Origin of the sequence: Secundilactobacillus paracollinoides (assembly GCF_001702155.1) — a bacterium.
In the GTDB taxonomy this organism is placed as follows: domain Bacteria; phylum Bacillota; class Bacilli; order Lactobacillales; family Lactobacillaceae; genus Secundilactobacillus; species Secundilactobacillus paracollinoides.
This window is the reverse complement of sequence record NZ_CP014912.1, coordinates 1,983,315-1,997,592: the sequence shown is the minus strand read 5'-3', so window position 1 is coordinate 1,997,592 and position 14,278 is coordinate 1,983,315. Positions and strand designations below refer to the sequence as shown.

Genomic DNA, 14,278 nt, shown 5'->3' with positions numbered 1-14,278 from the left:
GTAAGACCCTCCTCACGTTGCGTTATTTGTCTAGTAGCCATTTGTAGTCGTTGTTTGGTCACTTGATGTCCCAGTGGTATCCCCACCTGTATCCGTTGTCGCACTATCCGTTGTAGTTGAACTTGAATACGTCGAAGATGATGAGGCCGTTGACGGCGTGGTACTGGTAGACTTATCCGTCGTCCCAGTGGACTTCTTTGAAGTTGTCCCAGACTTAGTTGTCGTTGCGCTACTTGTGTCAGTATCGGTTGTGCTGGAATCATCAGCGGCCTTCGAACTTTCCGCTGCTTTTGAACTTGATTCGCTAGCCTTCTTCTTCGATTCACTTTCTGCCTTTTTAGAAGATTCCTTTGCCTTACTTTCAGACTCGGATTTCTTCTTAGCTGAATCCGACAACGATTTTGACTTAGTTGTCGGATCCATTGAACTACTTGAAGCCACGCTAGCTGTTTTTGAAGTCGGCGTCCCCTCAGTAGAATGACTGACTTTGTTGACCACCACGTTAGTCGCGCCTAAGGCCAGTGCAATTGAAAGAATTGCAAAGGGTGTTAAAAATGGTGGCGTGCGATATGCCATAAAAATGGCACCTCCTTTAAAATAAAATACTATACCATTATTATCTCAATCAACTCTAAGTAATTGATGAGCTTGCTTTCATTAATTAAAAATAGGGTTCTTTGACAGTATACCAATTTAAGTCTGTTCTGAAAATAGCGTCCGGCCAATTTAACCAAAATTAGCAGTCGTTACAGGACAGGATCCCGCAAATTGAGGCGGATTTTTTCTTATGCTGTCATTGATACTAATAGTCTAACATCTAAAGTAAACGACAAACTATAATATTAGGTTAAAAACCTTTAGTCAACCATAAAGCGGGTACCAAAACCAGGTTTCAGCCATAAAAAATGCCTGTCATTCAACAAAAAACTAGCACCCAACAACGCGGTGCTAGTCTTTAATCTACGGCCATTTCCGCACGACACTGTGCGCATAGTCCGTAAAGTTCAATTCTATGACCAACAATCTGATATCCAGGCAATTGTTCCTGGAAAACGTCAAGCGGGCACTCTTTCAATTCTGTGACCTTGCCGCAGCGCTGACAGATAAAGTGGTGGTGATGCAGATGGCTAAAATCGCACTGATATTTAACGCGCGCCTGGTCACCCTCGACCTGTTGCTCCACCATGCCCGCCTGTTCAAATTCCTTAATGTTGCGGTAAATGGTGTTATGACTCATGCCAGGGAATTGCTGGCGCATGTAGTCATCCACCAAGGTGACATCGTGGTAGTGATCCTGGTTATCTAACAGATAGGTCAGGAGCGCCTTTCGTTGTTTCGTCACTTTTAAATGATTCTTTTTTAAAACATCAATTGCTTGCGTTAACGTTTGTTGCATGATGTGCCTCCTCTGCTAAGACTGGCATGTTAGTGATTCATTGTTCAGACAATCTTCAGCAGTTAAATAATAATGATTACTTTTTAGTAGTCTACTACAATATTGTCGACAACTGTTTAATCATGCTTTGGGCGAGGTTGGTGTTGTTAACTCAGCCACGAATTCGTCTAAACGATTCTTAGTCGTGTCCCACTTATCATTTTGAATCACCGTAGCAATACCTGACAAACCAGCCGGTAACGTAAGGTCACGACGATATTCATCACTCGCTAAACGATTCTTGACCATTTCTAACTGATCACCGCGCTGCTCTAATCGTTCTTTCAATAATAAAGGATGCGCGACAGTCAAGAACAGAACTGACACCCGAGTATCCAACTCTTTAACGTAGGTCTCAGCACCCTTGGTATCCAAAACAATGCTAACAAGGTCTGATTTTGAAAAGGCACGGGCTAACCCTTCTAAAGACGAACCATATTGGTAGTTGGCATAGTGGACAGATTCCAGGTAGTGATTCTGTTTAAACGTCTCAGGTGTTTCAAAGTAGTAATCGACACCCTCCTGCTCTCCAGGACGCTTGGGACGAGTTGTATGCGTAATAATTCGGGGGATGTGAAACTGGTCGGTGAGATAGCTGCTCACCGTGGTTTTCCCAGTACCAGTGGCACCGGTGATCACAATAACGCGTTTCATAGGCGGCCTCTCCCTTATTTTCCGGCTGTGATCTTCATAGAAATATACTGATCAGCCCGTTTTAATAGGTCTTTTAAATTATCATAGGTCAACCGGTCAACTGCCTCGTCAAATGGCAACCAAGCGGTATCCGCGATTTCAATATCCTGCTTCGTGATCGTGACGTTGTCCGCAACCTCACTCACGAATAAGTGAACTTCTTTATGATTACCGTTAGCCATGTCGTATTGCAACTCGTCGTGGTAAGTCGTGTCCAGCTCAACAGTCAACTGAGTTTCTTCTTTAATTTCCCGAAGTGCCGTATCAGCCAAATTTTCCCCAGCTTCAACGTGTCCCTTAGGAAAGCCCCAGAATGCACTGGTGGCACTCTTTAATAATAGATAGTAGGGTTTGCCATCGCGAACTTGATAAACGACAGCACCACTCGCAACTTCTGTTGTCATATGAATTCCTCCTAAGGTAATAAGTGATTGCTATCTATTTTAACGAGTTTTGGGGGTAAAGTACAGTGCAGAGTGTGAAGCAAGGCGTTTAGAGGGCGGAGCCTAAGTTAACTCTGACAGAAATTCCTGGGCCTGGAATTTTTGTCAGAGTTGGCTTAGGCAGGAGCCCTCTGCCTTGCTGAACACGTTTAGGCAATATAAAAAATGAGCGCAGTAGTCATTACAACACGGCTGCCCAAAAACCGAAAAGTCCGGGCCTGACTTTTTAGTCATCGTCCGTTACACGTTAGCCCCGTGCCTGAACACGTTTCGACAATATAAACATAGAACGAATCAGAAAAGGCAATTGGGATCTTTGAACCGGAGATTGCGACAAGTTAATTCAATGGAAAAGAAAAAACCTTACATATACTCTATTGCGTCAACATCTTAGCCAACCCTCACGTCTATCTTGTCAAAAATGCCAAGTTCGGGACTTCATTCTTAGAATCTTCTCTCCCACCTAGCCTAAACGCGCCCCTTAAACGCCTTGCTCCGCGCTCTCAACAAAGTTAAAATAGGTTTAATCTTCTAAAAAGTATTTAATATAGTTGGAGGAACATACATGTCACTTAGAGCTCGTATTTTTCGCCGGGAGCGCATCGACCGTTATCTGGAGACGGATAAGCACTTTGCTAAAACGATGAGTGCTGTCGATCTGATCTCACTGGGAATTGGTGCCGTTATTGGGACTGGAATCTTCATTTTACCCGGGACGGTTGCGGCTACCAAGGCTGGCCCCGGTATTATTCTTTCCTTTATTGTTGCTGCCGTTGTCTGTTCCACCGCGGCCATGTGCTACGCTGAGTTTGCATCCGCTATACCGGTTGCCGGAAGCGCCTACTCCTACGGCAATCTCGTTTATGGCGAAATCGTCGGCTGGGTCCTCGGTTGGGCTTTGATTCTGGAATACGTGTTGGCCGTGGCAGCCGTTTCCAGCGCTTGGGGCGCCTACTTCAAGTCGTTTATGAGCGGTTTTGGTGTCCCCATCCCTGCTGCCATTGTTGGCGGATTAGACCCGGCCCACGGTCAGTATGGAAACTGGTTTGCAATTATTATTGTGGTTCTGATCTCGCTCATGCTCGCACGCGGGATGCGGACATCCGTCCGGTTAAACAACATCATTGTCTTTGTTAAAATTGCCATTATTCTGTTATTTATCGTTGTCGGCGCGTTTTACGTGAAGCCAACTAACTGGCATCCGTTTACGCCGTATGGTGTGCATGGTGTGTTTGCGGGCGCTTCCGCCGTTTTCTTTGCCTACCTCGGGTTTGATGCCGTATCAAGTTCAGCTGCCGAAGTGAAGAATCCTAAACGCAACATGCCAATTGGCATTATTGGCACGCTGATCATCACAACGATCCTCTACGTGGGTGTTTCCATTGTCCTCACCGGGATGATGAGCTACAAAGACCTCAACGTGGCTGACCCGGTATCCTTCGCGCTACAGTTCGTTCACCAAAACTGGATCGCAGGCATTATCTCTCTGGGCGCGATGGCCGGCATGTTTACCATGATGGTCACCATGATCTACAGTTCATCGCGGTTGATCTACTCGATTGGCCGGGATGGCCTGCTGCCGAAATTCTTAGGAAAATTGGATGGTCAGGGCTTACCAAGAAACGCTCTTGTGACCATTACCATTGTCATCAGTATCATGGGTGGCTTTGTGCCACTTGACCAGTTAACTAATCTGGTTAACATTGGGACATTGATTGCTTTCTTGTTTGTCTCCTTTGGGATCATTCCACTGCGACACAACAAGGAAATCAAAAATCACCAAGGGTTCGAAGTGCCCTTCTACCCAGTATTACCAATCGTGTCTGGACTGCTCTGCATCTTCATGTTGACACAACTGCAGGCTGAAACGTGGATTGCTTCACTGATCTGGTTTGCTTTTGGCTTGATCCTCTACTTTACTTACGGGATGAAACATAGCCGCCTCAACGATCCAAACGAAATTGAACAGGACTAAAAAAAGCGCCCTTTAAGGGGTGCTTTTTTAGTCTTGTTCGGTTGGTAATCCATTGATTGCCTGTTTCAGCATTAATGGCGCTAATAATGTGGAGAGCACGATCACAATAATCACTTCTGAATAAACGCTTGCGTGCAGCAAATGGGCCTGATACCCAATTTGGGCAATAATCAGAGCCATTTCACCCCGCGAAACCATTCCGGCACCCACCACGTAGGCACTGTTCCAGCTAAACCCGAGTAATTTTGCACCCAAGCCCCCACCAATGAGTTTTGTCAGCAACGCAAGAATCGTCATCACGACAATCAGCCAGATATTGCTCAGGAAGTGGTCAAAGTTCATTTCCAGTCCGATGCTGACAAAGAAGATCGGAATAAAGAAGGCGTACCCAATCGGATTAATGTTGGCACTGACTTCCTTGTGTGCCTTCGTTTGCGCAATGGCAATCCCGGCGAAAAAGGCACCGATAACTGCGCTAAGGCCGGTTAAGTCCGCAAGGTAGGCCATGCCCAAACAGATCACTAGAGAAATGATCGGAATGGCTTGCGGGACGGCCAGGTGTTCAAATAACCGGATCAAAAATGGTGCTAACCAGCGAATCAACAGATAAACGAGCACGAAATAAACCGCCTGTTCTGCTAGACTCAACCAAAGATTGGGTGAGCCGCCAGTTTGACTCACGTTGCCAAACATGCTGACGAAAATACTTAAGATCAGCACAGCCATGATGTCGTCCACCACGGCGGCGCCAAGGATGGTCGCCCCCTCCTTCGAGTTGAGACGGCCAAATTCTCTTAGGACCTCAACACTAATGGAGACTGAAGTTGCCGCAAAAACAACACCCCAAAAGACAGACCGTTCAAACCCTTGGTCCATGATTTCACCATAGATAAAGAAACAGATCATCGGTAGAATAACGCCAAAGGTGGCAACGCTCAGTGCTGGTTTGAAATACTTCTTCAATAATCCAAGATCACTCTCGAGTCCAGCCATAAACATCAAGATCACGACCCCAATTTCGGCGCCGGCATTCAGCAACACATTCGCGTGCAGCCAGCCCAATGCTGCAGGACCAAGCAAGATGCCAACCAGCAGTTGCCCAATGACGATTGGAATCCCAATGCGTTCACTAATGGCACCGGCAATGGTCGTGGTAAATAAAATTAAGGCGATACCGCCAATGTAGCTCATGGAAAACCCCTTTCAAACAAATCTCAGTTAACTTGTTTTATTATAGCATGCTCGAATATCAAACTTCGACCGGCATGCTTTTAAGGAGGGGTATAATAAAAACCAAATAATGGTTAAGGGAGGATTCAATGATGAAGCTCAATCAGTTCGCTATCGTACCAGTGACGCCAGAACAGGAACGCACTGAACTAGTGCGTATTCAAATGATTCATGAACGTGACTTGGCGTTGCCCACGGTTCCCTTTTTTCACCAACTGTTGATCAATAGCTTCCCCGAAACACAAACGCTCAGTAGTGGTGAAGAAAAGATTGCGGGTCTCATGGCAACGCCAACGCAAAATGCGTTGGCTTACCTGAGAACGCACGACAATGTCTCGCAACAAGTATTTTATAATATCTACCTGCAACTTCTGTATTTTTTACCAGAACGTGATTTTGATCTCGGCGACCCACTCGCCATTACCCATAAAGTCAATCTCCCAATTTTTAAAACTGCCACCCTTGACAATACTGAATTGCTCCATGGCTGGTACCAATTGCTGATTACCCATAATATGAATGGTCAAACCTTTTTGGATGATCTTACCTCACGCGGGTATTTTCAGGCAATGGTGCACAATGCGGCGATTAAAAAACCCGTTATTTTTAATGGCAAAACCCAAGCCGTTTATGATACGACGGCACTCATTCATGAGGTGGTCTATGTAGAATCTCCTCAGGATACTGATCACGACGGTCAACGTGACCTGTTAAAGGTCGAAGTCACCCGACCAGCAGAATCAAACCAACAGCCAGTGCCAACGCTTTATACAGCCTCCCCTTATAATCAGGGCACAAATGACGAGGCCGGTGATGCGCTGACCCACAACGTCAATGTTCCACTGACGGAAAAGCCAGTCACCAGCAATACGATTGGCGATCAGGCTGAAATTAACCGTGATGTGCCCGCGCCGCGTGAAATTGCCAGCCTCACCCAAACTGCCGAGGAACGGATGGGCAACAGTTTTGATTATAGTTTAAATGACTATTTCTTAGCTCGGGGCTTCGCGGTCGCCTATGCTTCCGGCATTGGCACCAAGGATTCAGATGGGTTACGCACAACCGGTGACATTGAAGAAACGATTGCGGCGACCGCTGTTATTGAATGGCTAGATGGCAAACGGACGGCGTTCACTAATCGGACGGATAACATCGCCATCAAGGCCTGGTGGTCAAATCATCACATTGCCATGACCGGCCGTTCCTACCTCGGTACCCTTGCCACAGCTGCAGCGACCACGGGTGTCGAAGGCTTAAAGACCGTCATTAGTGAGGCCGCTATCTCAAGCTGGTACGACTACTACCGCGAAAACGGTCTCGTAATTGCACCCGGTGGTTTCCCTGGAGAGGATGCCGACGTCTTAGCCGAAGAAACCTTCTCACGTGAAAAACAGCCCGGCGACTACTACCGGATCAAATCGAAGTGGCAAAATGCGCTTAATCAAATGACCCTCGACCAAGATCGAGAAACCGGTAACTATAATCAGTTCTGGGACGCACGCAATTATCGTAAGGATGTGGCCAACATCAAAGCCGACCTGTTGCTCGTTCATGGTCTGAATGACTGGAATGTCAAGCCAAAGAATGTTGGCAAGCTATGGCAAGCCATCCGAAATCTGCCAATCACGAAAAAGGTCATTCTTCACCAGGGCCCTCACGTTTACATCAACAATCTGCGCTCACTAGACTTCACAGACATGGTCAACCTTTGGCTGACGCATGAACTTTACGATGTGGATAACCATGCTGAGACACTGCTGCCAAATGTTCTCATTCAAGACAACGCTACGGCGGAAACGTGGCACGCCCAATCAGATTGGCTGGCACCCGACAATCCGGTGATGACCCTCCATTTGGGTGCGGATAAGTTAACCACTGCTAATCAGCCGCAACCAGTCCAGCAAGGGTTTAGTGACCAACTTCCGACTAAGGTTTTCCGCTACTATGCGAAGCACTGGGACCACTGGCAGGCGGCACTCACCGACGATAGTAACGCTGCCATGGCTGGTCACCGGCTGATTTTTAAGGCATCAAAACAAACTGAACCGCTTGTGATCGATGGTCGCCCAACAGTTCACGTTCAAGTCGCCGTCAATCAAAACGTCGGAATGTTAAGTTTTCAGTTGATCGATTATAGTCATTTCAAACGATTGACGCCCTCTCCAGTCACATTAGCGGGTCAGGCGATGGATCTCGGCTACCATTTAAAAAAGGAAAGCCTGCGCGAATTTCAACTCACCAACCTTTCCGATTACCAACTGATCAGCAAAGCACACATTAACCTGCAAAACCGCGATGGGCTGACAACCACCAAAACCGTTTCACCGAACGAATTTTACGGGTTTGATGTGGCACTCCAGCCAACGCACTATAACCTACAACCTGGGCATCAACTTGGACTGATCGTCTACGCAACTGATATGGAAATGACCGTCCGTGGTAATCAGCCGTTATTCTACACGATCGACTTGAAGGCCACCAATCTTCAAGTACCGTATCTCGGCCATTAGTGCTATCATAGTAAGCAACGATTTACAGAAATGAGGGATATCATGAAACAAGGAACCACGATTATCACACTCGACAACGGCTACCATCTTTGGACCAACACACAGGGTGAAGGCGACATTCATTTACTCGCCCTTCACGGTGGCCCTGGCGGTAACCACGAATACTGGGAAGACACTGCTCAACAATTAAAGAAGCAGGGGCTCAACGTTCAGGTCCACATGTACGATCAATTAGGCTCATGGTACTCAGATCAACCCGATTATAGCGATAAGGCCATTGCTGACAAGTACTTGACCTACGACTACTTCCTTGACGAAGTTGAAGAAGTCCGTCAAAAGCTTGGCTTGGACAACTTCTACTTAATTGGCCAATCATGGGGCGGTGCCCTGGTTCAAATGTACGCTGCCAAATACGGTCAACATTTGAAGGGTGCCATTGTCTCATCTATGGTCGATAACATCGACGAATACGTCACCCACGTCAACCAAGTGCGTGAAGACCTCTTGCCAGCTGACGCCATCGCTTACATGAAGGACTGCGAAGCAAAAGGCAACTACGATGACGCTAAGTACCAAGGTTACGTTGACGTCTTAAACGATAACTACGTCGACCGTAAGAAGCCAGCTGCCATTTCTCACTTGATCTCAACAATGGCGACCCCCGTTTACAACGCCTTCCAAGGGGACAACGAGTTCGTGATTACTGGGAAACTGAAGGAATGGGAATTCGAACCACACTTGAAGGACATCAAGGTACCAACTTTGCTGACCTTTGGGGAACACGAAACCATGCCATTAGCAACCGCCCGCCGGATGCAAAAGGAAATCCCTCATGCTCGGTTGGAAACCACGCCTGAAGGTGGTCACCACCACATGATCGATAACGCACCAGTTTATTACTCGCATTTAGCTAAATTTATTACGGATGTGGAAAACAACACCTTTAACGATTAAGAAACCCGCCACTCAGCACTTAGCTGAGTGGTTTTTTATTTCGTATTGCAACCAATAGATTACCAAACCAAAGTAAAGAAGCTGTGTCGTTTGTGTAAAGGTTATGTAAAGGTGACAAAAAGACCGTTCAGCATTTCTGTTGAACGGTCTTTTTAAACTAATTGATAACCACTTTTGTGCCCTCTTTAACGTGGTTGTAGAACCACTTCGCATCGGGAACTGACAACCTCACGCACCCATGCGATTTAGCTGTCCTGCCAAGTTGGTCGGCCTCCTTCACGTTGTACTTCCCATATTGGTCGGTCGGCACAGTGTGGAAAAGATAAACCCCATGGTCTTTAAACGAGACCCAGTAATGAGCACCTTCACCGGAGGATTGATTATAGAAGAAATCGCCCCGTTCAGCTTGAATGTGGAACGTTCCCCGCGGTGTTGAATTGTGAATCCCAGTTGACGCATACATCGTGTAGACTGTTTTGTTGCCGTCCTTAATGTAAACACGCTGGTTGGCAATAGAGACGTGGATCCAAACGTTGCTTAATTTGTTTAAATCGGGATATGGTTTGTTCTCTGAGGACTTACGCCAGTTGATTTTGTTCATGTAACTCGGCGTCGTGTCGTCACTTGAAGTACTAGTCTTTTTTTGACTAGACCCGGTACTGGATTTTTGGCTGCTCTGCTCGGTTGTCTCCTGCTTGGCAGAAAAGTGCAACAAGTGATGCGCACTAAAAACAACCAACACCATCACAACCACTAGTAATACAATTCGTAATGTCCGTTTCATAAATATGCTCCAAACCTTATGTCATTTATAGTGACCATTGTAACATGCCTGCATTGCAGTGGCGTCACAGGGGTTTGACACTTTAGTTAAGTTTAAAGAGTGTGGAAGGAAGGCGGTTAAGGGGCAGAATGTAAGGGACTCTGGCAGAAAATCCCGATTCTGGATTTTTTGCCAGAGTCCCTTACATGGCCGCCCCTTGCCTTCCTGGAACACGTTTCGGCAATGTGGGCTAGAAAAGCTGTAGCACTTAACTTCTCGTAGCCAACAACCTCCAAAAACACGTTTAGCATTCTTCAACATACTTTAAGAGTATTTAAGTTTGAAAAGAAGTTCGAAATGAAACTCGAAAACCATTGAAAGTTGACTGACCATTTCTTCTATGGCAATAGAACGGTCAAATTTCAATTAATTCGAGTTTTCTCTGACTTATCATCGAAGCGTGTTCCCCAAGGCTGGCACGGGTTAACGTGTAATGGGCTCTGACCAAAAAATCAAGCCCCAACTTTTCTGTTTTCGGCAGCCGTGCTGTAAAGGCTACTGCGCTCCCTTCACACATTGCCGAAACGTGTTCCGCAAGGCACGGGGCTAACGTGTAACGGACTCTGGCAAAAATGCCAAGTTCAGGCATTTCTGCCAGAGTCCGTTACACACCGCCCCTAAAACGCCTTGCTCCACACTCTTTACACACTCTGATTCTTCAAACTCAACTTCTCCACATTCAAGATCTTATCAGCCAATCCCTCATAAAAACTCATCTCATGGCTAACCACAATAGCATTGCCCGGGAACGCATTGATTGCGTCCTTCAAGGCTTCCTTTGTTTCTTCATCCAAATGGTTTGTTGGTTCGTCCAAGATCAAGAAGTTTGCGGGTTCAAATTCCATCATCGCTAACTTGACCTTTGTTTGTTCGCCACCAGAAAGTTGGCCAATAGGCTTCATCGCGTTGGCCGCATCCAAACCACATTTTGCCAGTTTGGTGCGGATAGCCCGTTGTTGCAGCTGATCATATTTTTCTTGAATGATCTGCATTGGTGTTTGCTGGTTGTTATCCCATTCGAGGTCTTGACTAAAGTAGCTGACCTTAGCTGACGGTGAAAAATGGGCTGCCCCGCCCTTAGCATCGATAATGCCAAGAATCGTCTTGATCAACGTCGACTTTCCGACCCCGTTAAAGCCTTCAAAGCCAACCTTTTCACCGGTGTTCACAGAGAACGTGACCGGCTTCAACAATGGGCGGTTATACCCAACGGAGAGTTGGTCGACCACCAGCGCATTTTGTGAGCCTGTATCTTCATAGGGGAAGTTGAACTGTGCCCGAATGTTTGATGACGGCGGATCGACCCGGTCCATCCGCGCCAGTTGTTTCTCACGCGATTTCGCTTGTTTTGATCGTGAACCGGCCTTAAACTTCGAAATAAATTTTTCGGTCTTTTCAATTTGAACCTGTTGTTTCTCATATTCACGACGTTGGGCTTCTTCACGCTCAGCCCGCTGACGCATAGCAGCTTTGAAACTGCCACGATACTTGTTGATCTTACCAAACGCCACATTGATGATGCAGTTCGTCACTTGGTCTAGAAAATCATAATCATGAGAAATGATCATTGCGGCCCCTTCAAAATCATTCAAGTAGTCCACTAACCAGGCAATGTGCGCCACATCCAGGTAGTTGGTCGGTTCATCAAGAAGGATCACGTCAGGCTGTTGCAGCAATAATTTAGCCAAAATAATCTTTGACCGTTGGCCACCGGACATCTTAGCCACTTCATGATCGCGGCCGATGTCATCGAGCCCTAATCCAGAAATGATCCGTTCGATTTCTGTTTCAATATCATAGAAGTTATTAGCTTCAAGATACTCTTGAATCCGTCCTGCGCGTTCCAGCAGTTTATCATCCGCAGTTTCAGCATACTCGGTGTATAGTGCCGTCATCTTATCGTTGCGTTCGTATAAATTAGCATACGCCGTGTGCAAAAATTCAATCAGCCTCATGCCATCAGGAATATCTGCGTATTGATCCAAATAACCGACGTCGATGCCCTTCTGCCAGGTGATCTTACCGGTAACCGGCAATTCGTCCCCAGTCATAATCTTGATCAGGGTCGATTTTCCGACCCCGTTTTGACCGACGATGCCCATGTGTTCACCCTTGTTTAGCTGAAAACTCGCATCCTCGTATAAGTTCTTATCAGCGAAGCTCATGCTTAGGTCTTCAACCTCTAATAACGCCATTGCAATTCTCCTCTCGTTCATAAAGAAGGGGCCCGGGACACGTAATTGCCTGCCCAGACCCATCCGTTCGTTCATATACCATACAATCGTTCCACTTTTAAAGGGTGCATTTTCAATAAAATTACATCATTGAATTTCGTAAGTAGTCCAGTTTTCAGAAAATGGGACTAACTTGCACCCGCAATCGACCCATCAGTCGACCCTATTTTCATCTATTAACTTAATAACCCTATCACTAAACCAACTCATTGGCAACCATCTGACGCCGTGACTCGTGGTATAATGAAAGCCACAATTTAATTTCAAAGGATGACACATCGTGAACATTAAAGATATTGATAGCATTACCCTGACCGTCAGTGATATTAACCGCGCCGTTCGTTTCTATCACGAGGTCTTTGATCTTTCCATTATTAAAGATTTCGACCGCCCTGCTGTCCGTTTAGGGCATCACCGGCTCGAATTTGAAACGCCGACCGACAAGCCGGAGATCAGTGCCAGCACCGTCGCACTTGGAACTGCTGACCTTGCCTTTTCAACGAAAGATAACCTTGAAGCAACCCTGTCGCACCTGACCAACTATGCCGTCGAAATTGACGATGGCCCAATTGATTACACCGGTGCGCAGGGCGATGCAACAGCGCTGTGGGTTCGCGATCCTGACCATAATTTGATCAAAATCGTCACCTATAAGTAATTTATGAAAAGAGGGTGTCCCATGGCAACCTATCTGAAACGGCAAGTCATTCGTATTATCGCGTTTATCGTGTTATTGATCATCTATTTGATCAATTCCGGACAACTGACGACAGCCACCGGGTATGCGAAATCCAATCCTGGGTTAGCCACCAAGTACATCGGCATTATGCTGATGACGATGGCCGTCATTTTGGCGCTATTCGCCTGGCTATACCGGCGACAATTGCAACAGGGCAACCCGCACCACTTTAAGAAACGACCGTTTACGACTAAAAGTATCTTACAGTTGTTTGGCTTTTTCATTGGCATGCTTGCGGTTCAGGTGTTGTGGTCACAATTGATCGTGCACCACATCCTGCCGATGCCAACCAATCAAAGCGAGGTCAATGCCCAGGCACTGCAACTCCCGTTCTGGAATAACTTCTATAGTGTGGTTGCTGCGCCGGTATTTGAAGAGTTCATTTTTAGAGGGTTCTTCTTTAATTTCTTCTTCGCAAAAAATAACCGATGGAGCGTTTTCTTCGGCATTCTAATCAGTGGCTGTATCTTTGGTTTCCTGCACACCTTAAGTTTCTCAGTCACCACCCTATTCTATTCAGGTCTGGGGTGGATCTTGGCGGGATGTTACCTGCATTTTAAGGATATCCGGTATGACATGGCGTTGCATTTTATGAATAATTTGTGGAGTATTTTGTAAGAGTGTGAAGCAAGGCGGGTTTAGGGGCAGAATGTAACGGACTCTGGCAGAAATGCCCGAACTTGGCATTTTTGCCAGAGTCCGTTACATGGCCGCCCCGTGCCTTGCTGAACACGTTTCCGCAATGTGAAAAGGGCGTGCGGTGGTCATTGCTACTCAGTTGCCAGAACCAACATCGCAGGCCACACAAATAAATAAGAAAGCACAAAAGCAACCAAGAAGCCTCATAACCACGGCTCAGAAAAATAGCGCAACAAACAATTAACGCCAGAAAAAAGCGCCCAGCCAACCAGCCGGACGCTTTTCCTATCCATAAAACAAATCCTACTAAGACTCAGAAACCCGTTTCTTCAACCCATGCCGTTTCACCAACAGCACGATCAATTCAATTAAAAAGACAACAAACGCGATAACGCTCCAAATAATAACCGTCTGCATCCGGTGTTCCGGAATCAGCAGCGCACGCATATCCTTAATCGGTCGCAACATGAGCCACAGGGTGCCAATCAAATAAACGATGACCCCAAGGCCATTTAAAAGCCACCAGTTTCGATTATTCATGACTAACCTCCGTTCGTTCTTCACTATTAAGTATACCGAACCTGGCCGTAAAAAAACACCGGC

13 protein-coding genes are annotated in these 14,278 nt (G+C 46.4%); 5 read left to right on the top strand and 8 right to left on the bottom strand.

Annotated elements, in window-relative coordinates; all coding sequences use genetic code 11:
* Positions 1-30 precede the first annotated feature (30 nt).
* From AYR61_RS08480 to AYR61_RS08465, 4 genes are all read right to left on the bottom strand, one after another.
* Positions 31-576 carry a hypothetical protein gene (locus AYR61_RS08480; protein ID WP_054708672.1) on the bottom strand — a complete coding sequence of 182 codons (546 nt, stop codon included), beginning with the start codon at positions 574-576 and terminating at the stop codon, positions 31-33.
* Positions 577-955: 379 nt separating this feature from the next.
* Complete coding sequence (locus AYR61_RS08475; protein ID WP_065902613.1) at positions 956-1,396, bottom strand: Fur family transcriptional regulator; 441 nt, start codon at positions 1,394-1,396, stop codon at positions 956-958.
* Positions 1,397-1,516: 120 nt separating this feature from the next.
* Positions 1,517-2,089, bottom strand: a complete 573-nt coding sequence (locus AYR61_RS08470; RefSeq protein WP_054708665.1) for a nucleoside/nucleotide kinase family protein — start codon at positions 2,087-2,089, stop codon at positions 1,517-1,519.
* Between the two features lie 14 nt (positions 2,090-2,103).
* Positions 2,104-2,532 carry a bis(5'-nucleosyl)-tetraphosphatase gene (locus AYR61_RS08465; protein ID WP_065902610.1) on the bottom strand — a complete coding sequence of 143 codons (429 nt, stop codon included), beginning with the start codon at positions 2,530-2,532 and terminating at the stop codon, positions 2,104-2,106.
* A 604-nt stretch (positions 2,533-3,136) separates the two neighbouring features.
* Here AYR61_RS08465 and AYR61_RS08460 point away from each other — a divergent pair.
* Positions 3,137-4,546, top strand: a complete 1,410-nt coding sequence (locus tag AYR61_RS08460) for an APC family permease (protein WP_056987434.1) — start codon at positions 3,137-3,139, stop codon at positions 4,544-4,546.
* 27 nt (positions 4,547-4,573) lie between these two features.
* Here the strand turns inward: AYR61_RS08460 and AYR61_RS08455 are convergent, their stop codons facing one another.
* Positions 4,574-5,737, bottom strand: a complete 1,164-nt coding sequence (locus AYR61_RS08455) for a cation:proton antiporter (protein WP_065902608.1) — start codon at positions 5,735-5,737, stop codon at positions 4,574-4,576.
* A 131-nt stretch (positions 5,738-5,868) separates the two neighbouring features.
* On the opposite strand from AYR61_RS08455, the gene AYR61_RS08450 reads away from it, so the two are divergent.
* Positions 5,869-8,286 (top strand): Xaa-Pro dipeptidyl-peptidase, encoded by a 2,418-nt coding sequence (locus AYR61_RS08450; RefSeq protein ID WP_065902606.1) that lies wholly within the window; start codon positions 5,869-5,871, stop codon positions 8,284-8,286.
* A gap of 42 nt (positions 8,287-8,328) precedes the next feature.
* Positions 8,329-9,240: a proline-specific peptidase family protein gene (locus AYR61_RS08445; protein ID WP_056987437.1), complete on the top strand. Its 912-nt coding sequence runs from the start codon at positions 8,329-8,331 to the stop codon at positions 9,238-9,240.
* Between the two features lie 157 nt (positions 9,241-9,397).
* On the opposite strand, the gene AYR61_RS08440 is transcribed toward AYR61_RS08445, so the two are convergent.
* Both AYR61_RS08440 and abc-f read right to left on the bottom strand, forming a co-directional pair.
* Positions 9,398-10,024 carry a L,D-transpeptidase gene (locus AYR61_RS08440; protein ID WP_065902604.1) on the bottom strand — a complete coding sequence of 209 codons (627 nt, stop codon included), beginning with the start codon at positions 10,022-10,024 and terminating at the stop codon, positions 9,398-9,400.
* Positions 10,025-10,704: 680 nt separating this feature from the next.
* Positions 10,705-12,258 (bottom strand): ribosomal protection-like ABC-F family protein, encoded by a 1,554-nt coding sequence (gene abc-f, locus AYR61_RS08435; RefSeq protein ID WP_056987407.1) that lies wholly within the window; start codon positions 12,256-12,258, stop codon positions 10,705-10,707.
* A 319-nt stretch (positions 12,259-12,577) separates the two neighbouring features.
* On the opposite strand from abc-f, the gene AYR61_RS08430 reads away from it, so the two are divergent.
* Positions 12,578-12,955 carry a VOC family protein gene (locus AYR61_RS08430; protein ID WP_065902602.1) on the top strand — a complete coding sequence of 126 codons (378 nt, stop codon included), beginning with the start codon at positions 12,578-12,580 and terminating at the stop codon, positions 12,953-12,955.
* 21 nt (positions 12,956-12,976) lie between these two features.
* Positions 12,977-13,654 carry a type II CAAX endopeptidase family protein gene (locus AYR61_RS08425; RefSeq protein WP_065902600.1) on the top strand — a complete coding sequence of 226 codons (678 nt, stop codon included), beginning with the start codon at positions 12,977-12,979 and terminating at the stop codon, positions 13,652-13,654.
* A gap of 327 nt (positions 13,655-13,981) precedes the next feature.
* Here the strand turns inward: AYR61_RS08425 and AYR61_RS08420 are convergent, their stop codons facing one another.
* On the bottom strand, positions 13,982-14,215 hold the full coding sequence (locus tag AYR61_RS08420) for a hypothetical protein (RefSeq protein ID WP_054708658.1): 234 nt from the start codon (positions 14,213-14,215) through the stop codon (positions 13,982-13,984).
* Between the last annotated feature and the right edge of the window lie 63 nt (positions 14,216-14,278).

Coding starts and splice junctions, on each gene's coding strand:
- AYR61_RS08480 (WP_054708672.1), bottom strand. CDS start 576: ATGGCATATCGCACGCCACCATTTTTAACACCCTTTGCAATTCTTTCA.
- AYR61_RS08475 (WP_065902613.1), bottom strand. CDS start 1,396: ATGCAACAAACGTTAACGCAAGCAATTGATGTTTTAAAAAAGAATCAT.
- AYR61_RS08470 (WP_054708665.1), bottom strand. CDS start 2,089: ATGAAACGCGTTATTGTGATCACCGGTGCCACTGGTACTGGGAAAACC.
- AYR61_RS08465 (WP_065902610.1), bottom strand. CDS start 2,532: ATGACAACAGAAGTTGCGAGTGGTGCTGTCGTTTATCAAGTTCGCGAT.
- AYR61_RS08460 (WP_056987434.1), top strand. CDS start 3,137: ATGTCACTTAGAGCTCGTATTTTTCGCCGGGAGCGCATCGACCGTTAT.
- AYR61_RS08455 (WP_065902608.1), bottom strand. CDS start 5,737: ATGAGCTACATTGGCGGTATCGCCTTAATTTTATTTACCACGACCATT.
- AYR61_RS08450 (WP_065902606.1), top strand. CDS start 5,869: ATGAAGCTCAATCAGTTCGCTATCGTACCAGTGACGCCAGAACAGGAA.
- AYR61_RS08445 (WP_056987437.1), top strand. CDS start 8,329: ATGAAACAAGGAACCACGATTATCACACTCGACAACGGCTACCATCTT.
- AYR61_RS08440 (WP_065902604.1), bottom strand. CDS start 10,024: ATGAAACGGACATTACGAATTGTATTACTAGTGGTTGTGATGGTGTTG.
- abc-f (WP_056987407.1), bottom strand. CDS start 12,258: ATGGCGTTATTAGAGGTTGAAGACCTAAGCATGAGCTTCGCTGATAAG.
- AYR61_RS08425 (WP_065902600.1), top strand. CDS start 12,977: ATGGCAACCTATCTGAAACGGCAAGTCATTCGTATTATCGCGTTTATC.
- AYR61_RS08420 (WP_054708658.1), bottom strand. CDS start 14,215: ATGAATAATCGAAACTGGTGGCTTTTAAATGGCCTTGGGGTCATCGTT.